The 23,765-nt window shown below is 45.8% G+C and carries 18 protein-coding genes; 8 read left to right on the top strand and 10 right to left on the bottom strand.

Going from position 1 to position 23,765, the window contains the following annotated elements; translation table 11 throughout:
- Positions 1 to 96: 96 nt before the first annotated feature.
- From aldA to galU, 3 genes are all read right to left on the bottom strand, one after another.
- On the bottom strand, positions 97 to 1,530 hold the full coding sequence (gene aldA, locus GQS64_RS04225) for an aldehyde dehydrogenase (protein ID WP_198230711.1): 1,434 nt from the start codon (positions 1,528 to 1,530) through the stop codon (positions 97 to 99).
- A 256-nt stretch (positions 1,531 to 1,786) separates the two neighbouring features.
- Positions 1,787 to 2,779, bottom strand: a complete 993-nt coding sequence (locus GQS64_RS04220) for a KpsF/GutQ family sugar-phosphate isomerase (RefSeq protein WP_198230891.1) — start codon at positions 2,777 to 2,779, stop codon at positions 1,787 to 1,789.
- Between the two features lie 48 nt (positions 2,780 to 2,827).
- Positions 2,828 to 3,709 carry a UTP--glucose-1-phosphate uridylyltransferase GalU gene (gene galU, locus GQS64_RS04215; RefSeq protein WP_198230710.1) on the bottom strand — a complete coding sequence of 294 codons (882 nt, stop codon included), beginning with the start codon at positions 3,707 to 3,709 and terminating at the stop codon, positions 2,828 to 2,830.
- A gap of 302 nt (positions 3,710 to 4,011) precedes the next feature.
- Here galU and GQS64_RS04210 point away from each other — a divergent pair, with 302 nt between their 5' ends.
- Entirely contained in the window at positions 4,012 to 5,262 is a 1,251-nt protein-coding gene (locus GQS64_RS04210; protein ID WP_149866719.1) for a lytic murein transglycosylase, read from the top strand.
- A 15-nt stretch (positions 5,263 to 5,277) separates the two neighbouring features.
- A complete protein-coding gene (locus GQS64_RS04205) occupies positions 5,278 to 6,342 on the top strand; it encodes a DUF459 domain-containing protein (RefSeq protein WP_198230709.1) in 1,065 nt (354 codons plus the stop codon).
- A gap of 163 nt (positions 6,343 to 6,505) precedes the next feature.
- Here the strand turns inward: GQS64_RS04205 and GQS64_RS04200 are convergent, their stop codons facing one another.
- The 4 genes from GQS64_RS04200 to GQS64_RS04185 all read right to left on the bottom strand — a co-directional run bounded on the left by GQS64_RS04200 (position 6,506) and on the right by GQS64_RS04185 (position 11,966).
- Complete coding sequence (locus tag GQS64_RS04200) at positions 6,506 to 6,928, bottom strand: metallopeptidase family protein (RefSeq protein WP_198230708.1); 423 nt, start codon at positions 6,926 to 6,928, stop codon at positions 6,506 to 6,508.
- Positions 6,929 to 7,037: 109 nt separating this feature from the next.
- On the bottom strand, positions 7,038 to 7,643 hold the full coding sequence (gene leuD / locus GQS64_RS04195; protein WP_077991166.1) for a 3-isopropylmalate dehydratase small subunit: 606 nt from the start codon (positions 7,641 to 7,643) through the stop codon (positions 7,038 to 7,040).
- Between the two features lie 285 nt (positions 7,644 to 7,928).
- Positions 7,929 to 9,953, bottom strand: a complete 2,025-nt coding sequence (locus GQS64_RS04190) for a M3 family metallopeptidase (protein WP_077991164.1) — start codon at positions 9,951 to 9,953, stop codon at positions 7,929 to 7,931.
- Between the two features lie 435 nt (positions 9,954 to 10,388).
- Complete coding sequence (locus GQS64_RS04185; protein WP_369805208.1) at positions 10,389 to 11,966, bottom strand: ABC transporter substrate-binding protein; 1,578 nt, start codon at positions 11,964 to 11,966, stop codon at positions 10,389 to 10,391.
- Positions 11,967 to 12,504: 538 nt separating this feature from the next.
- On the opposite strand from GQS64_RS04185, the gene mgtE reads away from it, so the two are divergent.
- The 4 genes from mgtE to GQS64_RS04165 all read left to right on the top strand — a co-directional run bounded on the left by mgtE (position 12,505) and on the right by GQS64_RS04165 (position 18,390).
- Positions 12,505 to 13,884: a magnesium transporter gene (mgtE, locus tag GQS64_RS04180; RefSeq protein WP_077991162.1), complete on the top strand. Its 1,380-nt coding sequence runs from the start codon at positions 12,505 to 12,507 to the stop codon at positions 13,882 to 13,884.
- Positions 13,885 to 14,268: 384 nt separating this feature from the next.
- Complete coding sequence (typA, locus tag GQS64_RS04175; RefSeq protein WP_077991160.1) at positions 14,269 to 16,098, top strand: translational GTPase TypA; 1,830 nt, start codon at positions 14,269 to 14,271, stop codon at positions 16,096 to 16,098.
- Positions 16,099 to 16,165: 67 nt separating this feature from the next.
- A complete protein-coding gene (ppa, locus tag GQS64_RS04170; RefSeq protein ID WP_077970583.1) occupies positions 16,166 to 16,693 on the top strand; it encodes an inorganic diphosphatase in 528 nt (175 codons plus the stop codon).
- Positions 16,694 to 17,106: 413 nt separating this feature from the next.
- The gene (locus GQS64_RS04165) at positions 17,107 to 18,390 is read left to right on the top strand and encodes an MFS transporter (RefSeq protein WP_198230707.1); all 1,284 of its coding nucleotides are present in this window, start codon (positions 17,107 to 17,109) and stop codon (positions 18,388 to 18,390) included.
- 96 nt (positions 18,391 to 18,486) lie between these two features.
- Here GQS64_RS04165 and GQS64_RS04160 read toward each other — a convergent pair whose 3' ends face one another.
- Positions 18,487 to 18,780 (bottom strand): YggT family protein, encoded by a 294-nt coding sequence (locus GQS64_RS04160; RefSeq protein ID WP_077991146.1) that lies wholly within the window; start codon positions 18,778 to 18,780, stop codon positions 18,487 to 18,489.
- Between the two features lie 165 nt (positions 18,781 to 18,945).
- Positions 18,946 to 20,283 carry an MFS transporter gene (locus GQS64_RS04155; protein WP_198230706.1) on the bottom strand — a complete coding sequence of 446 codons (1,338 nt, stop codon included), beginning with the start codon at positions 20,281 to 20,283 and terminating at the stop codon, positions 18,946 to 18,948.
- Positions 20,284 to 20,395: 112 nt separating this feature from the next.
- Here GQS64_RS04155 and GQS64_RS04150 point away from each other — a divergent pair, with 112 nt between their 5' ends.
- Positions 20,396 to 20,608 (top strand): heavy-metal-associated domain-containing protein, encoded by a 213-nt coding sequence (locus GQS64_RS04150; protein ID WP_077991139.1) that lies wholly within the window; start codon positions 20,396 to 20,398, stop codon positions 20,606 to 20,608.
- Between the two features lie 27 nt (positions 20,609 to 20,635).
- On the opposite strand, the gene GQS64_RS04145 is transcribed toward GQS64_RS04150, so the two are convergent.
- Positions 20,636 to 21,055 (bottom strand): MerR family transcriptional regulator, encoded by a 420-nt coding sequence (locus tag GQS64_RS04145; RefSeq protein ID WP_077991137.1) that lies wholly within the window; start codon positions 21,053 to 21,055, stop codon positions 20,636 to 20,638.
- Positions 21,056 to 21,256: 201 nt separating this feature from the next.
- On the opposite strand from GQS64_RS04145, the gene GQS64_RS04140 reads away from it, so the two are divergent.
- On the top strand, positions 21,257 to 23,701 hold the full coding sequence (locus GQS64_RS04140; protein WP_198230705.1) for a heavy metal translocating P-type ATPase: 2,445 nt from the start codon (positions 21,257 to 21,259) through the stop codon (positions 23,699 to 23,701).
- The last annotated feature ends 64 nt before the right edge of the window (positions 23,702 to 23,765 follow it).

Here is a 23,765-nt window from a genome sequence, read left to right as displayed (position 1 = left end):
ATTATATAATATATTTTATCTATTCTAAAAAAATTCAGAAAGCACCCTCGTCAGGTGCTCTCTGAAAAGCTATGCTATTATGTTCTAAATTGCAAATCAATTCTGGATATAGACAACATGGGTATGCGTATATTCGAGAATTCCATGCTTGCCGTCGGCACCACCGATACCCGATTTTTTAACACCTGCGTGGAAACCTTGCATAGCCTCGAAATTCTCGCGGTTGATGTAGGTTTCTCCGAAACGGAGTTCATTTGATGCACGCATGGCGGTCGAAAGATCTTTGGTATAAATGGACGATGTCAAACCATAGATCGTGTCATTGGCCATTTCTATCGCTTCATCAATTGTATCAAATGAAACAACCGGGAGAACCGGTCCGAACACTTCATTCTGCACAATTTCCATTTTCTGTTTGCAATGGGCAAGCAATGTCGGCTCATAGAAATTACCATGTTTCATATCGGCAGGCTGACCGCCAACAAGGCATTCAGCACCTTCTTTAAGTGCCCTTTCGACAAAGCCGGAAACCGAAGACAAAGCCGACTTGTTAATCAACGGCCCCATATCGGCATCGGCCATTTTTTCCGGATTGCCATAGCGGACAGCCTTCATGGCTTTGCTCATTCTTTCAAGAAAATCTGCCTCGATGGATTTGTCGACATAGACACGTTCTGCACAATTGCAGACTTGACCGGTATTGATAACGCGCGAAGCAAGAATTGCCCGCACAGCGAGATCAAGATCGGCATCCTTGGCAACAATTGCCGGTGCTTTACCGCCGAGTTCCAAATTGACCTTGGTAATGTTCTTTGCAGCAGCAGACATAATACGAACGCCGGTATCGACAGAACCGGTAAAGCTTACAAGCCCGACATCCGGATTTTCGCAAATATTCTGGCCGGTGGTTGAACCACGCCCGAAAACCATATTGAATACGCCCTTTGGCAAATCCGTATTGGCAACGATCTTGGCGAAAATTGAAGCATTGAGCGGCGTTTCGACACTTGGCTTGATGACAATCGTATTGCCGACAAGAAGTGCCGGTGCCATTTTACGGGCAATCAGAAAGAAAGGAAAATTCCACGGCAAAATACCGCCCACAACACCAATCGCCTGCCGCATCAACAAAATTGTTTCTCCGGGGCGATCGGAAGGTATAATTTCCCCTTCAATGCGACGTGCCCATCCGGCCATATAATCCATATAGTCGGCCGTAAAATTTGCTTCCACCTTTGCAAGTGCCTGGGTTTTGCCTTGTTCCCTGACCAGAATGTTTGCGACCTCGTCCGCATGTTCGCGCACCTTCCGGGCAATCTGCTTTAAAAATTTTGCGCGTTCTATCGCCGGTAATTTCTCCCATGCCGGCTGTGCTTTTTTGGCTGCGGCAACAGCCCTGTCAACTTCTGCCTTTGGAGTGTCGTAGATTTCTCCGATCACTTCGTCAGTTGAAGGATTGGTAACAGCGATCGTCTTGCATCCTTTGCAATCGACGAGCTTGCCGTCAATAAAGTTAAATTCAGGTGTCATAAAATCCTCCACGTATTTCTAACTTCTTATGCCTATGTCAAACTCTGACACAGGCATTACAGAATAGTCTAAATCCGTAGATTATGCAATTTTGAGAAATATTTTTCCTGAAAATAGCTATTAAAAAGAAACAAAAATCAAAACACGGTTTATTTTATTTAGAATAATTATAGCGAAATATTAAACCCGCATTCCATTCAATAATAAAATCCACTTAATTAACCGGCTAAATATAATGGAAAGTAACCGGAGGCGGTCAAATTGCGCCAATTCTTAGAAGATCATGGAAATGAACAAGGCCAACCGGTTTTTTATTTTCCACCACCAGAAGAGCACCAATTTTATGATCGTTAATCAAGGCTGTTGCCGCGCCGACCATCATATCCGGTGTTACCGTTTTGGGGTCTTTTGTCATCACATCATTGACCGAGAGTTTTGAAAGGTCGCGATTGATATTACGGGCAAGATCACCATCGGTAACAATGCCTTCGAGGTTGCCTTCATTATCGACAACAGCAACACAACCAAAATGTTTTTCTGTAAGCACCTGCATGGCATCTTTCATCGGTGTACCACTTTTGACAATCGGGATACGATCGCCACGGTGCATGATGTCACGAATGAATTTGAGATTTGCTCCAAGTGAACCACCGGGATGAAAAATCTTGAAGTCACTGGCAGTAAATCCGCGCATTTCGAGAAGTGCAACCGCCAGTGCGTCACCCATTGCAAGCTGCATCGTGGTAGACGTTGTCGGAGCAAGGCCATGCGGGCAAGCTTCTTCCACTTTTGGCAGGAGTAATAAAATATCTGCCGCTTGCCCCAAAGCAGAATGTGCACCGGATGTCAAAGCAATGAGGGGAATACGAAAACGCGCGGCATGATTCAAAATTCCGCCGAGTTCGACCGTTTCACCCGACCACGATATTGCAAGGATGACATCCCCCACTTCGATCATTCCCAGATCACCGTGGTTAGCTTCCGCAGCATGGACAAAAAATGCTGGAGTACCGGTGGAGGCGAGAGTTGCGGCAATTTTTGTACCAATATGCCCGCTTTTTCCAAGACCCGTTACAATAACGCGTCCTCTGGACTGGAGAATTTTTTTAACAGCTTCGGCGAAAGGTTTGGAAAGACCATCGTCGAGTGCCTTTTTAATAGCCGCAAGTCCGGCCATTTCAACAGAAATTGTGTGATTGGCAGATTGAACTGCGTCAGAAGCGGAAAATTGAAGGTCTTTATCGGTCATCATGACCCGATTTGATAAAGCAAATCGGGTCAGACGTCTACTATAGTTTTATTTTTTTGTAGTGTTCAGCAATGCTGTCAAAGGTGCCAAAACCTTTTCACGCATGTCAGAGCGCGAAAGCGCAAAAGCAACGTTCGCCTCGATAAATCCTGTCTTGGAGCCGCAATCAAATGTTGCCCCTTCAAAGCGATATCCGTAAAAATTCTGGTCTTGTGCAAGTGAGCGCATACCATCAGTCAACTGGATTTCGTTGCCGGCACCTTTTTCCTGTCGTGACAGAATATCGAAAATTTCCGGCTGCAAAATATATCGCCCGTTAATATAGAGGTTGGAAGGAGCTGTGCCCTTTGCCGGTTTTTCCACCATCTGGGTTATTTCAAACCCGTGGGCGACCGCTTTACCTTTACCAACAATACCATATTTATGTGCCTCTTCCGGATCACATTCCTGAACAGCAACAATATTGCCGCCGGTTGCTTCATAAAGGCGAACCATTTCCGAAAGGCACCCTTTTTCGGCTTGCATGACCATATCAGGCAAGAGAAGAGCAAAAGGTTCGTTTCCAACAAGTTCGCGAGCACACCAAACTGCGTGCCCCAATCCCAAAGGCTGTTGTTGACGGGTAAAAGACGTTGTGCCGGGTTGCGGTTGTAAATCTTTAAGGTGGGCCAACTCTTCCTTTTTTCCACGTTCGGCAAGCGTCGTATAAAGTTCGACCTGTGCATCGAAATAATCTTCGATAACCGCTTTGTTGCGACCGGTCACAAAAATCAGGTGTTCGATGCCGGCTTCACGTGCTTCGTCAACCACATATTGAATAACAGGCTTATCGACGACGGTGAGCATTTCCTTAGGAACTGTTTTGGTTGCCGGTAAGAAACGTGTTCCAAGTCCCGCCACGGGGAAGACTGCTTTACGGATTTTTTTCAAACTGCTCTCCCGATATAATCGACTTTACAAATTGACTCGGTTGCATTCTATAACGTGGATGATGGAAAAAGCATGTTCACAGCCATCATCTTTTTTCGCAAGATGCAATCTTAAGTGATGACATTATAATAGCCAAAGGCTAAATAAATTATCAATGCCACTATGAAAATGTCATTTTCCCGATTTATTTTCCTCATGAAGCCTACGATAAACCGTTCATAAAAATAAAAAACGGATTACTATTGTGAAGGGTGCATTTTTGCAAAAGGCTGACATTTCTAACGCGCGGAGCACATATGAAAATGAACAGCAATAATATCGAAGAGAAATCCGGAAACCGGATAACCAGACGATTGGCAATTTTCGGCGGAATGTGTTTCGTTGGCCTCACCTGTTCTGTACCTGCAATGGCGCTCGGTTCGGACATTGCGTTCCGCCGCTGGATTGCCGATTTCAAAAAGACTGCATTGAATGCCGGCATTACATCGGCAACTTTCAATCTGGCTTTCAAGGGGGTTGATTCTCCTGATCCGGAGGTGTTGAAGAAAGCTGCCTATCAACCCGAATTTACGGATCCGACGTGGAATTATTTTGACAATCGTGTGCAGGACAATGCCATTGCACTCGGTCGTGCGCATGGGAAAAAATGGGCAAAATGGCTCAACGCAATTGAAAAGCGTTTCGGTGTCGATCCCAACATTCTTTTGGCTATCTGGTCGATTGAATCCGATTTTGGCGAGGCCATGGATCGTGACACGGCAATGCGCGACGCGATACGCTCGCTTGCCACTCTCGGCTATGGTGACAAGCGCCGGGCAAAATATGCACAAACACAACTGATCGCGGCACTGAAGATTTTACAATCCGGCGATATTGACAGGGCTCATTTGCAAGGTTCCTGGGCCGGTGCTTTGGGGCATACGCAATTCATTCCCACGAGTTACCTTATTTATGCTGTCGATATGGATGGCGATGGCAAGCGAGATATATGGACATCGGTTCCCGACGCTCTCGCCACTGCCGCCAACCTTTTGAAGAAAAATGGCTGGCAGGAAGGCCGCGGCTGGGGATATGAAGTCATTCTGCCTGAAAATGGCAAGTTCCCGCCCGGTTCGCTTACTCTTGCCGAATGGGCAAAAATGGGTGTCAAGCGAGCCGACGGAAAGCCGTTTGCTTATCCTTCCGATAAAGCCACTTTGAAACTTCCGGACGGTCGCAAGGGTCCGGTATTTCTGGTGACAAAAAATTTCTTTGTTATCAAACGGTATAACAGTGCCGATCGTTACGCATTGGCGGTTGGATTGCTGTCCGACAGGATCGCAGGGCGTCCCGGATTGGTAAAAGATTGGAACCGTCCATTTACTCCGCTTACCATTCAGGAACGTCAGGAATTGCAAACCCGATTAACGAAATTGGGTTATTATCACGGCAATATTGATGGCAAAAACGGTGAAATAACCAAAAAAGCCATTCAGGCGTTCCAAAGCCGTAACGGCTTGCCAACGGATGGAAATCCAAGTCGGGAACTGTTGACCATTTTGCGTAGCCGCTAATCCGGAAATTTTTCGATGAAAAATATCTTGAGGATCGCCATACTGATTTTGCCTGTAAGCATTCTGGCATTCGCACCTTCAAACGCAGATGCACGCAATCTTTTTGATATCATTTTCGGCCGCAAGCAACAGACGCAGCCCGATTATCCTCCGCCACCGCCGCCGGTGAAGAAAAAACGCATTATCAAAGCACCTGCCCCGCAGAAAACAAATCAGAAAGCACCGGATGCAAAACGCATTCTTGTGCTGGGAGACTTTGTCGGCAATGCCGTGGCAGACGGATTGAACCAGCTTTATGCGGAAAATCCAAAAGTTGTTATTCTTGCTTCGACAAACCTGTCTTCGGGACTTGTCAATGAAAGCCATTATAATTGGCTGGACAATATCGGGAAACTGGTAACGAAGGAAAAACCCGACATTATTGTCATGGCACTTGGAGCCAATGATAATCAGCCTATCAAAACGGGCGAAAAAACCATTAATGTCGAGGATAAGGAATGGAGCGATAATTACCGTCAGAGAATAGTTTCACTTTCGGGCGCGCTGAAAGGGACAGGGAAGCCATTTTTATGGTTGGGGAACCCGTCGTTCAAAGACCAGCAGCTCAGTCAGACCATTTCTTCACTCAACAGACTTTACAAACAACAGATGGAAGCGGCCGGTGGCCATTTCGTTGACGTTTGGGAAGGTTTTATAGACGAACAGGGAAAGTTTGCACTTTCCGGCTATGACGTTAACGGGAAAACGGTACGCCTTCGCGCCAATGATGGAATTAATTTTACCAGTGCAGGCAAGAAGAAGCTTGCCTTCTATCTCGAAAAACCATTGGAAAATCTCATTAGTCTCAACGGAGACAATGAAGGTGACAAAGTCAAGGTTGATCCGAACGGGCCTGTTATTTCCATATTACCCCGTGATGTCGACCGCGTTGCACCCATCGGCTTTTATGATATGGCGGGCCAGAACAATGGTTTGTTAGGAGACACAGAAACACCGAAACCCGACAAAGCCGAAGACCATTGGAAGCCCAAAAATGGCAAAGAGGCCGGACGCGCCGACAACTTTTCTTCAGTCCAGTAAAATTGCGTTTTTTTTGGGGGGCGTAAACCCGATTTTTGTGTTCGGAAAATCAAAGGTTAACAGGCTTTTCTAAAACCCGACATCGAACAGGGTGAAGTCGGAGTGAAGAGTTTTAAACAAGCCGAAAACCGGATGATAGCAACCGCAACAAGATTGCTTCCGCTTATTCGACCGCCTCTTCTATCTCGTCAAGCGTATCATCGGATAGGCCGAAGTTGCGGCCGATTTCCTGAATGAGGACGTGGGTAACAATGTCACCCAACGCTTCATCATTTTCCGACCAATAATCAAGAATAGGCCGCCGAAACAATGTCATCCGGTTCGTCTCGTTACCTGTATTGAGCGAAAAACGTTCACTAATTCCCTGCCCTTCAAACAATCCCAAAAGCTCGAAGGGGGATTCAAGTCCCATGTCATCCATCATTTGATCATCGGGAAAATCTGTCACCGATATAATAAGATCATCGCAAAGAACCCGAAACTTCGACGGCAAATTCGCAAAAGAATTGCGAGCAATCGAGTCGAGTTCGTTGAGACTTGGAGACAGGCGGGAAGCCCAATTATGACTACGGTCTGGTCTAGCCATATAAATTACATGCTCCGTTGCTGCTATTTTAAAACGCGGTACATAAAACACGCAAGTTAGCGGCCAATTCAAATTTCAAATTGATGTTATTCAGCAAAATCCGCTTTATTCAAGCCCAAGGATGTTCCTTTGCATTCTTTTTTTCAAACGAATCTATTTCCGAGACTTTGCGCATGGTAAGACCAATGTCATCGAGCCCGTTTAACAGACAATGGCGACGAAATTCATCAAGATCGAATTTCAATGTACCACCATCGGGCCCATGGATTTCCTTTTTTTCAAGGTCGATGGTCATGGTTGCATTGGCACCACGTTCTGCATCTTCCATCAGTTTTTGTAAATCTTCGGGACTGACAATAATTGGCAGAATACCGTTTTTGAAGCAATTGTTATAAAAAATATCGGCAAATGAAGTTGAAATAACACAACGTATGCCGAAATCGGCCAATGCCCAGGGCGCATGTTCACGCGAAGAACCACAACCGAAATTATCTCCGGCGACAATGATTTTGGCATGACGGTAAGCCGGTTTATTCAAAACGAAATCAGGATTTTCCGACCCGTCATCAAGATAGCGCATATCCGCAAACAGCCCTTTACCAAGACCGGTACGCTTGATCGTTTTCAAATAATTTTTCGGAATAATCATATCGGTATCGATATTAACAACCGGCATTGGCGCTGCAACACCCGTCAGTGTTGTGAACTTTTCCATTTTTCAAAATCCGAATTTTAGAGTTTTTCCAATAGTTCTTACTACTGCATGAAGGAGCTGTCAAAACCAAGATAGAAGGCTTTATTATATTTCCTTGATCGCCTGAAGACTATCCGGCTCAATGACAGCACCATATTTTTCGCTTCACCACAGACAAATTCCCGAAAACCCGATCTATCGTCATGCATTAAAGCGAAAACCGGTATCTGGAGAAATCCAAAACCGCAAGTGGAAAGAGTTTTCCTTCCACTTGGGTGAAGAAAATAGCGTTGGACGCCTATCGCTTCATATGCCGCGTTTTCTCATCAATGCATCAGGCGAAGGAAGCCGTCCTCTGAAAGCCTTGTATAGCTCTTCGGGATCGCGGCTGCCGCCAGCCGAATAAATATATTTTTTCAGTTTTTCAGCCGTGGCCGGATCAAAAGCATTGCCGGTTTCTTCAAATGCCTCGAACGCATCTGAATCGAGGACTTCCGCCCACATATAGGAATAATATCCCGCCGAATAACCGTCACCGGTAAAAACATGGGTAAAATGCGGCGGACGGTGACGCATAATGATTGCCTTCGGCATACCCAATTTTTTCAATTCTTTCTTTTCAAATTCGGTCGGGTCATCAACTTTGCCACCTTCATGAAAAGCCATGTCGACAAGTGCCGAGGCCGTAAATTCAACGGCATCGAAACCACCATTGAACGTGCGTGCAGCCAGAACCTTGTCGAGCAATTCCTGCGGCATGGGTTCACCGGTTTTGACGTTCCTTGCATAAGTTTTCAAAGTTTCCGGAACAGTGACCCAATGCTCGAACAATTGCGAAGGAAGTTCGACAAAATCTCTTGCCACAGATGTTCCCGAAACAGATGGCCATTTTACTTCCGATAGCAAGCCGTGGAGTGCATGTCCGAATTCATGGAACAGGGTTCGCGCATCATCCAGTGACAAAAGTGCCGGTTTTCCCTTGGGCGGTTTGGCAAAATTACAAATATTATAAATGATCGGTTTGCGCCCTTTTCCCAAATGGTGTTCGGTTTGTAATTCGCTCATCCAGGCGCCCGAACGTTTGCTGGGGCGGGCAAAATAATCACCAATAAAAAGTCCGCGTAAGCTGCCATCCGGATTTTTTACCTCGAAAAGCCGCGCATCTTCATGCCACAAGGGTACTCCATGCTTTTCTTCAAAAGAGACATCGAATAGCTTCTTTGCGGTGGCAAAGGCTGCCTCGATCATTTTATCGAGTTCAAAATAGACTTTGACCGAAGCTTCGTCGAAGGAGAATAATTTGCTGCGAAGCTTTTCGGCATAATAGCGCCAATCCCATGCTGCCAATTCGTCATTGCTTCCCGTTTGTGCTGCCAGTTTTTGCAACGCGTCGGCTTCTTTTTCAGCCTTGGCGACTGCCCGCTTCCAGACTGGCATTAAAAGATTCATGACGTTATCGGGCGTTTTGGCCATTGTGTTATCAAGTTTGAATGCAGCAAAAGATTTGAAACCAAGAAGCTTTGCCTTTTCATCACGCAACGCGATAATTTCTTTGATGACTTCACGATTGTCATTTTTATTGCCGTTTTCACCACGTTTTGCCCATGCTTCAAAGGCAATCTGGCGCAAGTCCCGCCGGTCGGAAAAAGTCAAAAACGGTTCGACAATCGAACGGGCAAGTGTCAGTGCATAGGAATCCGGTTTTCCCCTTTCCTTTGCCGTCTCTTTCATGGTTGCAACAAGATCGTCGGGAAGTCCGGCGAGGTCGTTTTTTTCAAGATAAAGCACCCACTCGGCTTCATCATTCAACACATGCTGGCCGAATTGCGCGCCAAGCAGAGCCAATCTCTCGTTTATCTCTGCCAGTCTTTTTTTATCTTTTTCATCAAGAAGCGCACCGTTACGCACAAAACCCTTCCATGTGAGTTCGATCACACGGGTTGTTTCAGCATCGAATTTTGCTTTTTTTGCTTCCTCATGGAGGGCGTCAATTTTTGCAAAAAGCCGCGGATCCATCATCAATTTTGAGGAATAGCGAGACAGTTTGGGCACAAAATCCTGTTCCAATTGCTGGATCAGCTCATTGCTATAAGCACCCGAACGGAGAAAGAAAACAGAACATACGTGGTCAAGTGGCTGACCGGCAAGTTCAAACGCCTGCAAAAATCCATCTATTGTGGCAGGTTCCGGCGAGGCGGCAATCTGTTCAATTTCGGCTTCGGCATCTTTTAATGCTTCTTCAAAAGCAGGCTTGAAATCTTCATCATGGATTTTTGAAAAATCAGGCAGACCTTCAAAACCGGACCACTCCAGCAAAGCCGTTTTTGACATATTTTTTCTCCAATAATTTATTGCAATTCATTTGCATCGGGCAATACGCTATTCATGTAATCATTAAAAGCGGGAATACCAGCTTATCAGGAAAGCTTTTAAACAAAGAAATTGTTGTGCCGTCATGAAAACCGCCCTTTCCTTCCGCAAAAGCCGAAGCGGACGACTATAAAATAATTCTGGCATAAAATGATTCATGCATAAAAAGCCTGTGATATGAAATAAGCGGGATATGAAATAAGCGGGATATGAAACTCCCTTGGCTATTTTGGATAAATTCTCTTCCGTTTGACGCGCGAGGCAAACGTGGTGATTTAGGGGTACGCCCCTTTCAAAACATTCCCGTTTTCGGGATTTTTTCACGTCTTCGGCAAAACCGGAAAATAACGGTAAAACAAGGCTTGTCCGGAACGGTTTGCGCAATTTGCCAACACTTCAATCCTTATAAACGTTGGATAACCGTATCAGCCCGTCGGGATAAGGCTGAAAGCCATGAAGTTTTCTGGTGTAGGCATAGATATTGTCAGGGTGTCCCAGATAAATGACGGGCATATCTTCCTGAAGAACAGAAGCTGCATAATGATAAAGATCGACCCGTTCTGCCGGATCGAGTGTTTGACGGGCGAGCGACAATTTCTTATCCAGTTCGGGGTTGCAATATTTACCGATATTGTCTCCGCCGCCGCATGTAACGAACCAGTAAACGTTTCCATCCGGATCAATACGCCCGCTCCATTTTTGTGCAGATACCTCGAAATTACCATCGCTATTGTCAATCGCAAGTTTTGTGTCTTCTTGCGGGTGAAGGCTCACCTGAAAGCCTGCTTCATTGACCATTGTCCGGATTGCCTCGATTGCTTGCACAACTGTCGGGTCATTGCTGTGGGAAATCCGGACTTCGATTTTCTGATTTGCAAAACCTGCTTGTTCGATCAATTGACGCGCTTTTTCAAGATTACGCGGGGAAACAGGAAAACCCGGATTGAACCAGACAGTATCCGGCGCCCAGGGCTGATTGCCGACAACCATAGCCCCGCCATAGACGTGTTCGTTAAGAGATGCACGATCAATAGCCAGCGAAAAGGCCTGCCTTAACAATTTTTGTTGACCGAGAGGTGTTCCGGCCTTGTTACTATTTGCTATATTAATGACGAGAGCAATATAGCCCTCGCTTGCAACACTATCGGTTTGCAATCTCGATGTTTTTTTTGCTTTGTCAAAATCATTTGGCGACAACCTGTCAACCATATCGACAATTCCCGCACGCAAATTGGCAAAACGAACCGCAGGATCTTCAATTGTTAGAAAGGTCAACCGGTCAAGTTTGATTTCCCTGCTATTCCAGTAACGATCGAATTTTTCCAGAACAATTCTGTCACGGGGAACATGTTCGACAAAGCGGAAAGGCCCTGCACAAACAGGTTTAAGACCAAAGTCGCTTCCCATTTCACGGGCAGCTTTGGGTGAAACCATGACACCGGCGCGGTCGGCCAGATGCGATAAAAGCGTAGCATCCGGATATTTCAATTTGATTGTCAGTTCAAACGGTCCTGTTGCCTCGATTTTTGCAACGGAAGCAAGTTCGTTATCCCGCACAGATCGGGAAAAACTCATAGCCCGTTTCAAGGAATAGACGGCGGCATCGGCGTTGAATGGCGTTCCATCATGAAAGACGACATCCTTTCGCAAGTCCAATTTCAAAATCTTGCCATCGTCGGAAAAATTCCAATCCTCTGCAAGTTCGGGAATAAAATCGGCCTCGCGGGAAATGTCGATAAGCTTGTCGCACATGGACATGTAGACAACACGTCCGGAAAAAGTGCCCGATAAAACCGGATCAAGACTATCAGGGTCATCCGGCAATGCAATTTTGAGTTCGGAAGCCATTGTCGGGAAACAGACCAAAACAATTGAACAGATGCAAAAAAAACAGAACGATACCGCGCCGATAATCGCCTTTAGCAATAAATTGCGCTTTCCGTCTGTTTCAGAAAAATCGGTCAACTGTTTCACTATTGTCTCGATCTCGTTCAATACGCCGTGTTTTCAATACCTCATAGCAGTTCTGCCACATGCCCGCGACAGCTCGCTCTTATGATTTGACATAGCGCATTTGCCATCCAATACCATGACGAAAGATTATTATCAGAACGAGATAAAGCAATCATTTTTTTCAATTTTTCTGCTTCGTCAATTATCCGGTTTTTTTATTGCTCTATAAAAGTAACAAATAAATTCGAATTATAAATTTTCGGTTTTTCACGCCCGTCCGATTTTTTGTTCTTTAACGAAAACAAATGATTATAATTGTGACAAAACGAAGCAAAAGGCGGCGAAATATCGCCCGAAGTTTCCACTGTTTTTTGCTGTTTAAAGAATAAAAGTGACTGATAGACAAACAGTGCTTGACTTTCGTTTAAAACATAACAATTGAAACATCTGCGTAGGGAAATGCTCCCCCCACATATGATCTGTCGGGATGTCAAACCTGCCCTATAGATTACCCGACAGGTTGAATGTCCGTAATGAACTGTTCTGAAGGAGCTCCATCATGACTGAAAACCAGACTTCAGCATTCGATGTCAAAACGCTGTCTGCTGAGGCGCTTGCCGAGCGCTTGAGCCGTCTGCATTTTGCCGACGCTGTCGATGTCATCAATGATCTCGACATTGTCGAACGTGTCAATGTGTTCAAATTTTTGCCGATCGAATATGCGATAGAACTGTTTGACAAACCGGAGCTTGACGAACCCGGACAGATTCTCGAAATGCTCCCCACAGAACGTTCTGTCACAATTCTTGACGGAATGTCTGCCGACCAGGCTGCGGACGTATTTCAGGAAATGGAAGAGGCAACCCGCGCCAAACTTTACCCGCTCCTGAAGCCGCTCACCCGTGCCGAGATGAAAAAGCTGTCGAGTTATCCTGATGGCAGCGCCGGCGCGTTAATGACAACAGAATTTATTGCGGTTCCCTCCACCTGGACGGTTCGTCAAACACTTGACCATATCCGTGATGTCGAACGTACGCGCGAGACGGTTTACGCAAGTTATGTCATTGATCCGGAAACCAGTGTTCTTATCAAAGCGGTTTCGCTCAGAAATCTTATTCTGGCAAATCCTGATGATACTATTCTTAATGCTGCCACCAATGGCGAACCGATCAAAATCGGTCCTTTGACCGATCAGGAAGAAGTTGCACGCCTGTTCCGGCGTCACGATTTGCTCTCGGTTCCGGTTGTTGACGAAACAGACCACGTCATCGGCATTGTGACAGTTGATGACGTGCTCGATGCCATGACTGAAGAAATGAGTGAAGATGCTTACAAATTCGGTGGTATGGAAGCGCTCGACAAACCCTATATGGATATCGGTTTTTTCGATATGATGAAAAAACGCGGCGGCTGGCTTGCCGTTCTGTTTCTGGGTGAAATGTTGACCGCGAGCGCCATGCAGCATTTTGAAGTCGAACTTGAAAAAGCCATTGTTCTTACTCTTTTTATTCCGCTTATCATGAGTTCCGGCGGTAATTCCGGTTCACAGGCAACATCGCTTATCATTCGTGCACTCGCATTAAGAGAGCTTGACCTCAAAGATTGGTGGAAAGTCGCTTTAAGAGAAATACCCGCAGGCGTGTCTTTGGGCGCAATGCTCGGATTGATTGGTGTCATACGCATTATAGTGTGGCAGAAAACCGGCATATATGATTATGGCGAGCATTGGGTACTGGTTGCAATAACTGTAGGTGCTGCCCTTATCGGCATTGTTATGTTCGGTTGTTTGACCGGTTCTATGCTTCCGTTTCTCTTGAACCGTCTCGGATTTGACCCGGCAAGTGCTTCCGCGCCTTTTGTGGCAACACTGGTCGATGTAACGGGTATTGTGATCTATTTTTCCGTTGCAGCACTCATCCTGAGTGGCACACTTCTATAAAAATCGCATAATCCAATAAATTTTTCAGGCTGCTGTTCCACTTAATCCGATAACAGCCTGAAATCATAGTATCGCAGAATAACAGCATATCCGGGCTTGAGAGGATAATACGCAAACTATTGATTCATATTGTCATTAATCGCCATTATTTGCCAAAAAGAAGAATATATCCGGCCATGGTTATTGATTGGTCCGATGGCTATTCTCATATAAATAGGGCGATGCTCTCGAAGTTTCGCAGTGATGAGAACGAGTTTATCTTAGTCAAAAACAGTTTCCCCTCTTCCAAAAACTGTAAAAAACTTGTAAGAGGCATGCAACCCCATGCGGTAGCTCTGTTTGTTACCGTATTTTGAAATTTCAGTGAACGAAAAGAAGATCTACATGCAATTGCGCAATATTGCTATCATTGCCCACGTTGACCACGGTAAAACAACGCTTGTCGACGGGCTATTAAAGCAATCAGGAAATTTCCGCCAAAATCAACGCACCGGCGAGCGTATGATGGATTCCAACGATATTGAAAAAGAACGTGGAATTACCATCCTTGCCAAAGTTACCTCTGTTGTATGGAAAGATACGCGTATCAATATTGTTGATACTCCCGGACACGCCGATTTCGGCGGCGAGGTTGAACGTATCCTCAATATGGTGGATGGTGCGATTGTTCTCGTCGATGCAGCAGAAGGCCCGATGCCACAAACAAAATTTGTTGTCGGCAAAGCCTTGAAAGTCGGACTGCGTCCGATTGTTGCGATTAACAAAATCGACCGTCCTGATGCACGTCCTGAAGAAGTTATCAACGAAGTTTTCGATCTGTTTGCTGCACTTGATGCAACAGACGAACAGCTCGATTTTCCGATTCTTTATGGTTCGGGGCGCGATGGCTGGATGGCTGAAAGCCCCGAAGGCCCGAAAGATCAGGGCTTGGCACCTTTGTTTGATATGGTGGTACGCCATGTTCCGGCTCCGACAGTTGCTCCCGGCCCATTCACAATGATCGGAACCATTCTTGAAGCCGATCCATTTCTGGGACGTATTATTACCGGCCGTATCCACTCCGGAAAAGTTAAACCCAATCAGGCTGTGAAAGTTCTCGATCAACAGGGCAATCTTGTTGAAACGGGCAGAATTTCAAAAATTCTTGCTTTTCGTGGCCTTGAACGCCAACCGATCGAAGAAGGTGACGCCGGTGACATTGTGGCAATTGCCGGTTTGCAAAAAGGAACAGTTGCCGACACATTCTGTGACCCGTCTGTGACCGAGCCGTTAAAAGCCCAGCCTATTGACCCGCCAACGGTGACAATGAGTTTCCTTGTTAACGACAGTCCGCTTGCCGGCACAGAAGGTGATAAGGTTACAAGCCGTGTTATTCGTGACCGTCTGCTCAAAGAGGCTGAAGGCAATGTTGCCTTGAAAATCGAGGAGTCAAAAGACAAGGATTCCTTCTATGTTTCCGGCCGTGGCGAATTACAGCTTGCTGTACTCATCGAAAATATGCGCCGTGAAGGCTTCGAGCTTTCGGTTTCGCGCCCGCGTGTTGTCATGCATACAGACGAGAACGGCAACAAGCTTGAACCGGTAGAAGAAGTCGTCATCGACGTCGATGAAGAATATTCGGGCATTGTTGTCCAGAAGATGTCTGAACGTAAAGGCGAAATGATCGAGCTTCGGCCTTCGGGTGGAAACCGTGTCCGCATGGTCTTTTATGCGCCGACGCGCGGCCTTATCGGCTACCAGTCGGAATTGTTGACGGATACACGTGGCACGGCTGTCATGAACCGTCTGTTCCATGATTATGAACCTTATAAGGGCGATATTGCAGGGCGCACAAACGGTGTCATGATTTCCAATGATAATGGTGAATCGGTAGCCTATGCCCTGTTCAATCTTGAAGATCGTGGGCCGATGATTATTGATGCGGGTGTCAAGGTCTATCAAGGAATGATTATCGGCATACATTCACGCGATAATGATTTGGATGTGAATGTCTTGAAGGGTAAAAAACTCACCAATGTCCGTGCGGCAGGCAAGGATGAGGCGGTGAAACTGACACCTCCGATCAAAATGACGTTGGAACGTGCTTTATCGTGGATTCAGGATGATGAGCTTGTCGAGGTTACGCCAAAGAATATTCGTTTGCGCAAGCTATACCTCGACCCGATTGATCGTAAAAGAAACGGTAAGCCGCGTCCATCCGATAGCGCTGCCTGATTTTTGACCATTTACGCCGGATATCGAAAAGGTATCCGGCTCTTTTTATTCTGGAAAGGATGTCTCTATGAATATTGATTTGATCCCCATCGGCAAAAATCCGCCGGAAGACGTAAATGTTATCATTGAAGTTCCTGTCGGCGGACAGCCAATCAAATATGAAATGGATAAAAAATCCGGTGCATTGTTTGTTGACCGCTTCCTCTATACACCTATGACCTATCCGGGGAATTACGGTTTTGTTCCGCACACATTATCCGAAGATGGCGACCCGATTGATGTTCTCGTTCTTAACACCCGTCCGCTTGTTCCGGGCTGTGTAATCAATTGCCGTCCAATCGGTGCTTTGATTATGGAAGATGACGGCGGCAAGGATGAAAAGATCATTGCTGTTCCGACTCCGAAAATGACCCAACGCTATGTTGATGTTCACGATTATGCCGATATGCCCGAGATCACTTTGAAACAGGTTGAACATTTCTTCCAGCATTATAAAGATCTCGAACCCGGAAAATGGGTCAAGATCGGTGGTTGGGAAGACGAGGATTTTGCCCGCGAACTTATCAATAAAGCGATCAAGCGCGCTAAAAAATAATTGATAGGCCATCTGTCAATTTTCTGAGTTCAAGCCTTATTTCATAAAACGCCCGTCAAATTTGACGGGCGTATTTTTTTGCGACTTATCAAAGTCTTTTTTAAATTGCGGTATTTATTTTTTCCGTTGTTTTGAAAAAAGAAATTCAAGACGAAAACGTGTTTTTACGACAATTTGATTTGTCTTTAGAAAAGTCCAATGCCTAAATTCTTGCCAATTTCGGAATAATCGGGCGAGAACATTATCCTGATTGAACAGGTTGATATTTCTGGTTCGTGATTGGAAATATTTCAAAAAATTCTTCCGACAGCATGTCGCTGCCGGTCGTTTTTTTAAGTAGAAGCTTCAACAAGACATGCAGGTAAATGCCGAACCTGTATTCTGACGAGAATGACGCAACAGGGTTTTAATGCATGGATGGCCGTATAAACACAGTTAAAAAACAACATCACATCACCAAAGGTGATGTTGCCGCGGTTGCCGTCGGCAATGCTGTCGAATTCTATGATTTTATCGTCTATACAACATTTGCAGTCATGATCGGGAAAACTTTTTTCCCGTCTGATAATGCGTTTTCAAGCCTGATTTTGTCGGTTTCTACGTTCGGCATAGGTTTTATAGCCCGCCCCTTGGGTGCAATCCTCATCGGCACCTATGCCGACAAGGTCGGACGCAAACCTGCAATGATCCTGACAATGTTGTTGATGGCAATCGGCACTGCCGGACTTATTCTTCTGCCCGGCTACGAGACAATCGGAATTGCTGCGCCGATATTGCTGGTTGTAGCGCGATTGGCGCAAGGACTGGCATGGGGCGGCGAAGCAGGACCTGCCACAACGTTTATCATGGAAGCAGCCCCACAGGGAAAACGCGCTTTTTATGCAAGTTGGCAGATTGTAGCACAAGGAAGCGCGGCCATAGTTGCCGGTTTGGTCGGTTATATTTTAAGCCTTTATTTAAGCCACCAGCAACAAACCGATTGGGGCTGGCGGATTGCATTCGGTCTTGGGCTTTGCATTCTACCCATTGCAATTTTAATGCGTCGCCATTTGGGTGAAACGTTGCAACTTGAAGACAAATCCGAAAATAACTCGACAAAGGGACTGCTGAAAGAAATATTCGAGCATCACAGTGCTTTGATTTTTATCGGAATATTCGTTCTTTCCGGAAGTACCGTCACGCAATATTTCTTGAATTATACAACAACCTATGCCTTGACGGAGCTGCATTATGGCGAGAATTTTGCCATGCTTGCCACTTTTGTTGTGGGGGTGGGTGTTGTTATTTTTGCATTGATCGGCGGCTATTGTGCCGACAGGTTCGGGCGGCGGGAAACAATCGTTATTCCGCGTATTATTTTGCTTGTTATCCTTTGGCCTGGCCTCTATCTCGTCAACCAGCATAATAATATTTGGGTCTTTTTCGGTGTCATTACCGTTTTCACGGCATTGCAAAATATTAGTGGTGCCGGAATTGTCATATTTTTATGTGAATGTTTCCCGAAAAGATTGCGGGCAACCGGTTTTTCCATCTCCTACGCGTTGGGAATTTCTCTATTTGGTGGAACGGCGCAAATTGTTGTGACGTGGATTTTGAAACTGACTGGAAATCCCGCCTCACCGGCTTACTATCTGATCTTCACCAATATTCTGTGTTTGGGGGCAGTCTTTTTAAGCCGGAACAAAAAAGTTCACTAAAAGCAGCTAAACAATTTCGCAAGCGAGGGATGTCGATCGCATCCACTGCCAATTTTCTTTAGCTGGTTTCGTCAATCGACAGATAATATCGAAATATCAGAAAAAGACTCCGAAATAGGCGCGCCACATAAAAATGCGGATGAAATAGATAATCAGGAAAACAACGATTGGCGATATGTCAATTGAGCCGAGATTCGGCAAAACGCGCCGTATTGGTGCAAGCACAGGTTCTGTTGCACGATAAAGGAAATTGCCGATTGCGGCAATCAGCGGATTGTGCGGATTGACAATATTGAATGCATAAAGCCAGGAAAATACCGCACCAGCAATGAGAATGAAGATATAAACGCTAAAGACAAGGTCTATCACAGATAGTAAAGCAAAAATCATTCTCTAATCCTTTGAACGTCGGTCGATAGTGAAATTGCCATTCCGACATAGAATGGGCAAGCCTTTTTTATCAGGCTTTTAACGCTTTTCCTAAGAACTGCCGGAAGTGCTAAAAGTTGCCGGCTCAATTCCATTCCGGTCAAATTCCGTTTCAGTCAACAATAATCACAAATTCTCTGTTTCCAGTTCTTCAATCCCTATCGGCATTTGCTTTTTCTCTCCGTAAAAAATGAGGTAAAGCCCGACAAGGCTTGCAAGCAGGGAAATAACAATCAGATACCACATGTGGAACATCGGAAAGATCGGTTGCATCAAATTGATGACCCACGGTGTCAAGCCGCCAAATATTGCATAAGCAATATTATAAGAAAAAGATAACCCCGAAAACCTGACAGTTGCCGGAAAACCGCGCACAATCACATAAGCGACCGAACCGACATAACCGGCGAAAAAGCCCAGAAAGGCGGAAAGCACAAAAAACAATCCCGTCGAATAGCCTGCACAGTGATAAAAAATATAGGCAACGATAGCAAAAGCAATTCCCGAAAAAGTAAAGAACTTGCCGCTCCCGAAACGGTCGCAAAGAAATCCGGCAACCGGCGTTCCAAGAATAAGGAAAAAACTTGTTATCGAATTGGCGGCAAGTGTAATATCGCCAGAATAATGATAAGGCGCTGCTTTCATATAGTTCGGCGTGAGCAAGGTACTAATCATGACCGTTGCCGATAATGTCCAAGTCAGCAATATAGCGACGCTGACGCTTCCCAAATAGTGTGTCAAAACCACTTTCAAGGGAATGTCTTTTGATAGGGCTTTCTTCCTTTTCAACTCTTTGAAAATCGGCGTTTCTTCCAAAAAACGCCGGAGCCAGACAGCGATAAGCCCGAAGATTCCGCCAATAACAAAGGCAACCCGCCAGCCCCAGAAATCTGTTACATTTTCAGGCCATGGCAACACATTGTTATGAACAATATAGTTGATCGCAAATGCAATGAACGAGCCGATCAAAATGCCGAGTGACAAACCCGAAGTCAGAACACCTGTTGCCAAACCGACATGACGTTCGGGAACATGCTCTGCAACAAACGTCCATGCACCGGGCACTTCGCCCCCGACAGCAAGCCCCTGCATCATCCGGCAGCATAACAGAATGAGTGGCGACGCAAGCCCGAAATGGCTGTAGGTCGGCACAAAAGCCATTCCCAGAGTTGCAAGTGACATCAAAAGCACTGAAAACGTAAAAATCCGTTTTCGTCCAAGCTTGTCGCCAAGGTGCGCCATGACAATTCCGCCAATGGGGCGCATGAGATAACCCGCAGCAAATATGCCGTAAGTCCATGTTGTGGCAAGCCAAGGCGACATTTCCGCAGGCAAAACCGTACGCGAAATCTCGGCGGTGAAAAATACAAATATGATGAAGTCATAAAATTCAAGCGCTCCCCCCAAAGAGGCCAGCCCCAAAGTGCGTATGTCATCACCATTCAAATTACGTGCAGACTTCATCTTTTTCCTGTTTTATGGGCTTTATCAAAATAAACAATTCTCCACCCTTGACCTTACCCTATAGGAAGCCCTCATATTATAGTAAATAGTCAATAGGTAAAGGAATATAAAAATGTCTGAGAAAAACACAAGCTTGTTCAAGGTAGAGGATATGACATGCGGGCATTGTGTAAAAACAATCACCAATGCGATAAAAGAAAAATATCCGTCTGCCGATGTCAATATCGAACTCGACAAACACCTCGTCAAGGTTGGCGGTGTTACGGATAAAGCGAGCCTCTCCGAGATTATAAAAGAAGAAGGCTATACCCCTCAGGCTTTGTAAAAGGGCTTTTTTTCTCTCTTCAAGCGGTCAAGCTTGAAGAGAGCTTGTATCTGCAAGGCTTTCGATAACCTTGCATTCGTGTATTTTATGACCGCTGCACGGCTTTGTTATTCTTTCCAGTTCGTTTTCGAGAATTTTCAATCGTGCAATTTTCATACGTGTTTCTGCAAGTTGCTTGTGCGCAATTGTATCGGCTTCGCCACATGGATCATCCGGATGTTTGGATAATGCAATAAGCTGGCGTATGGCTTCGATAGAAAATCCGAGATTTCTTGCTCGCAAAATGAACAACAGGCGCTTGTAATCCGCCTCGACATAACGGCGTTGATTGCCTTCTGTGCGCTCCGGCTCGTCAAGGAGGCCAATTTTCCCATAATAACGGATGGTTTCGACATTGCAGCCGGTATGTTTTGATAATTCGCCAATTGAAAAATAAATTTTCTGCATTTTTCCTCTTGAACCTGTAGTTACTACAGGAATTATATAATTATTCGACAATGATTTCCACAGTCAGAAATGCCCTTTCAAGGAATTTCAGTTCGTGGATGTCGAGAGCCGGATTTCAAAATTTTATCTCCATCGCTCTCCGATTTCCAGTGTTGGGATTTTTGATACATGACGGGAAAGCCTTAAGAGGAGAAACGACCTATGGCTGAAGTCGAAAAGAAAACCGCTCCACATAATCACGCTCAACGGCACGACAGAGATAACCCCGTGAGCGACGATAAAGAGCATCATGAAATTCTCTCCCTCGCAGCCGGCAACGACCATCATCGCACCGGAAAGAAGTCGTTGACCGTGGGGGAAGACGAACACCATCATGAACATCACTCCCGCGCCGGTCACAGTCATGACGATTCCCATAAGCATAGTGACGATCAATGTTGTGGCGATCATTGTCACGAGCATTCCCATGAACACCACAATCATTCCCATTCTCATGACCATGATGACGAGGATGAAAAAATCGTCGAAGATGATCCGCGGCTAGAGGCGGGAAATGACTCTTTATGGCGCGTCGAGGGCATGGATTGCGCGGCCTGTGCCAGAACAATTACCACCGCCTTGGAACGCATGTCCGGGGTCGAGAATGTCCATGTTTCACTCACCAGAGAAAGACTGTCTTTGAAAGCGGATAAAAGCCGCGTCAGCCCCGAAGACATCGAAAAAACAGTAAGCTCGCTTGGCTATCGTCTTTATAAAATTGATAGTGACCAGCCACACCAACACAATGAAGAAAAATCGTGGTATAAGACACAGAAAGGTAAAGTGGCTATTTTTTCCGGTGTCTTATTGGCATTGGCCTATATTGCCTCGACTTTTTTACCCGATTTAACATTCTGGTTCTTCACAATTGCTGCGCTCGTCTCGCTTCTGCCTGTCGCAAAAAGGGCATTTGCCGCATTGAAAAACGGTAGCCCTTTTACCATCGAAATGTTGATGACAATTGCAGCAATCGGTGCAATTTTTATCAATGCGACACAGGAAGCGGCTGTCGTTGTTTTCCTGTTTTGCGTTGGCGAAGTGCTTGAAGGTGTTGCAACAGGCCATGCCCGCGCTGGTATAAAGTCATTAAGCAAACTTACCCCCAAGACAGCATGGAAGGAAGTTCACGGGAAGCTTGAAGAAGTCCCTGCTGACAGTCTTCAAATTGCCGACACTGTCCTTGCTCGCCCCGGTGACCGTATACCGGCGGATGGTGTTGTTGTCGATGGGACATCGGGTGTCGATGAATCGCCGATTACCGGTGAATCCAATCCTGTGACAAAGACGGTCAATAGCAAAGTTTTCGCCGGTTCCATCAATAATGAATCCGCTTTGCGCATTCGCGTCGAAACCAGACCCGCCGATAATACGATCGCGCGTATCATTTCTCTGGTTGAAGAAGCGCAGGATGCAAAAGCCCCCACACAACGCTTTATCGACGCTTTTGCAAAAATCTATATGCCGATTATCGTCGGTATTGCGATCCTTGTCGCCGTTATTCCCCCGCTCTTTGACGGGCAATGGAAGGAATGGACATATCGCGCATTGGCTTTGTTGCTGATCGGTTGTCCTTGTGCGCTGGTTATTTCTGTGCCGGCAGCCATTGCATCGGGGCTTTCGGCCGGAACCCGCCAAGGGCTTCTGGTAAAGGGAGGCAATGTTGTCGAGGCCTTATCGAAAGTCGATTGCATCACATTCGATAAAACCGGTACTTTGACAAAAGGCATGCCGATTGTGACTGATGTTGTCGCAACCGAATATTCGGAAAACGAAGTATTGCAACTTGCTGTCGCCCTCGAACGGGAATCGAGCCACCCGTTAGCTGTTGCTATCATAACAGAAAGCGGAAAGCGTAAAATAGAAGCCGTTCCGGTAAAAGATGTAAAAGCTGTTGCCGGTAAAGGCATTACTGCCGAATGGAACGGCAAACCGGTTTTCATTGGCGCGCCGAGATTTTCTCACGACTACGGCATTATCGGTGAAGCATTGCAAACAAGTGCCGACAAATTCGAGAATGAGGGAAAAACAGTCATTGTTGTCCATCATGATGGCAAGGCAATCGGCGTTATTGCAATGCGTGACGAACCAAGAGACGACGCCATGAATGCTTTGGATCAACTGCATCGTTTAAAAATCGAAACAGTCATGCTTACCGGAGATAACAGATTGACCGGTGAAGCCATTGCAAAAAAACTCGGAATTTCTGTCAAAGCCGAGTTGATGCCCGGAATGAAAGTGGCAGCGATCAACGAACTTGGAAAAAATCATATCGTTGCTATGGTGGGCGATGGTATCAATGATGCACCAGCACTTGCAGCCGCAAATGTCGGCATTGCTATGGGATCGGGAACCGATGTGGCATTGGAAACTGCCGATGCAGCAATATTGCGCAACCGTGTGAGCGATATTCCCACACTGATTTCGCTAGCCCGCACGACAATGTTGAATATTAAAGAAAATGTTGCCATAGCGCTCGGCTTGAAGTTGATCTTCCTGCTGACAACGATCTTCGGCATTACAGGACTTTGGCTTGCGGTTATGGCAGATACAGGCGCAACGGTTCTCGTCACACTCAACGCATTACGGCTTTTGTTATTCAAAAAATAAGTTGTAATTCAAAAAAATAAAATGGCTCGCAAGAGCCATTTTTCATACGTTTTCAAGCGTTAAT

The organism is Bartonella sp. P0282 (assembly GCF_048452985.1).
Taxonomy (GTDB): domain Bacteria; phylum Pseudomonadota; class Alphaproteobacteria; order Rhizobiales; family Rhizobiaceae; genus Bartonella; species Bartonella choladocola.
This window is presented reverse-complemented; position numbering and strand designations above follow the sequence as displayed.

Excerpts from the sequence above, each read along its gene's own strand:
- aldA (WP_198230711.1), bottom strand. The coding sequence starts at position 1,530 with ATGACACCTGAATTTAACTTTATTGACGGCAAGCTCGTCGATTGCAAA.
- GQS64_RS04220 (WP_198230891.1), bottom strand. The coding sequence starts at position 2,779 with ATGACCGATAAAGACCTTCAATTTTCCGCTTCTGACGCAGTTCAATCT.
- GQS64_RS04210 (WP_149866719.1), top strand. The coding sequence starts at position 4,012 with ATGAACAGCAATAATATCGAAGAGAAATCCGGAAACCGGATAACCAGA.
- GQS64_RS04205 (WP_198230709.1), top strand. The coding sequence starts at position 5,278 with ATGAAAAATATCTTGAGGATCGCCATACTGATTTTGCCTGTAAGCATT.
- GQS64_RS04200 (WP_198230708.1), bottom strand. The coding sequence starts at position 6,928 with ATGGCTAGACCAGACCGTAGTCATAATTGGGCTTCCCGCCTGTCTCCA.
- leuD (WP_077991166.1), bottom strand. The coding sequence starts at position 7,643 with ATGGAAAAGTTCACAACACTGACGGGTGTTGCAGCGCCAATGCCGGTT.
- GQS64_RS04190 (WP_077991164.1), bottom strand. The coding sequence starts at position 9,953 with ATGTCAAAAACGGCTTTGCTGGAGTGGTCCGGTTTTGAAGGTCTGCCT.
- mgtE (WP_077991162.1), top strand. The coding sequence starts at position 12,505 with ATGACTGAAAACCAGACTTCAGCATTCGATGTCAAAACGCTGTCTGCT.
- typA (WP_077991160.1), top strand. The coding sequence starts at position 14,269 with ATGCAATTGCGCAATATTGCTATCATTGCCCACGTTGACCACGGTAAA.
- ppa (WP_077970583.1), top strand. The coding sequence starts at position 16,166 with ATGAATATTGATTTGATCCCCATCGGCAAAAATCCGCCGGAAGACGTA.
- GQS64_RS04165 (WP_198230707.1), top strand. The coding sequence starts at position 17,107 with ATGGATGGCCGTATAAACACAGTTAAAAAACAACATCACATCACCAAA.
- GQS64_RS04160 (WP_077991146.1), bottom strand. The coding sequence starts at position 18,780 with ATGATTTTTGCTTTACTATCTGTGATAGACCTTGTCTTTAGCGTTTAT.
- GQS64_RS04155 (WP_198230706.1), bottom strand. The coding sequence starts at position 20,283 with ATGAAGTCTGCACGTAATTTGAATGGTGATGACATACGCACTTTGGGG.
- GQS64_RS04150 (WP_077991139.1), top strand. The coding sequence starts at position 20,396 with ATGTCTGAGAAAAACACAAGCTTGTTCAAGGTAGAGGATATGACATGC.
- GQS64_RS04145 (WP_077991137.1), bottom strand. The coding sequence starts at position 21,055 with ATGCAGAAAATTTATTTTTCAATTGGCGAATTATCAAAACATACCGGC.
- GQS64_RS04140 (WP_198230705.1), top strand. The coding sequence starts at position 21,257 with ATGGCTGAAGTCGAAAAGAAAACCGCTCCACATAATCACGCTCAACGG.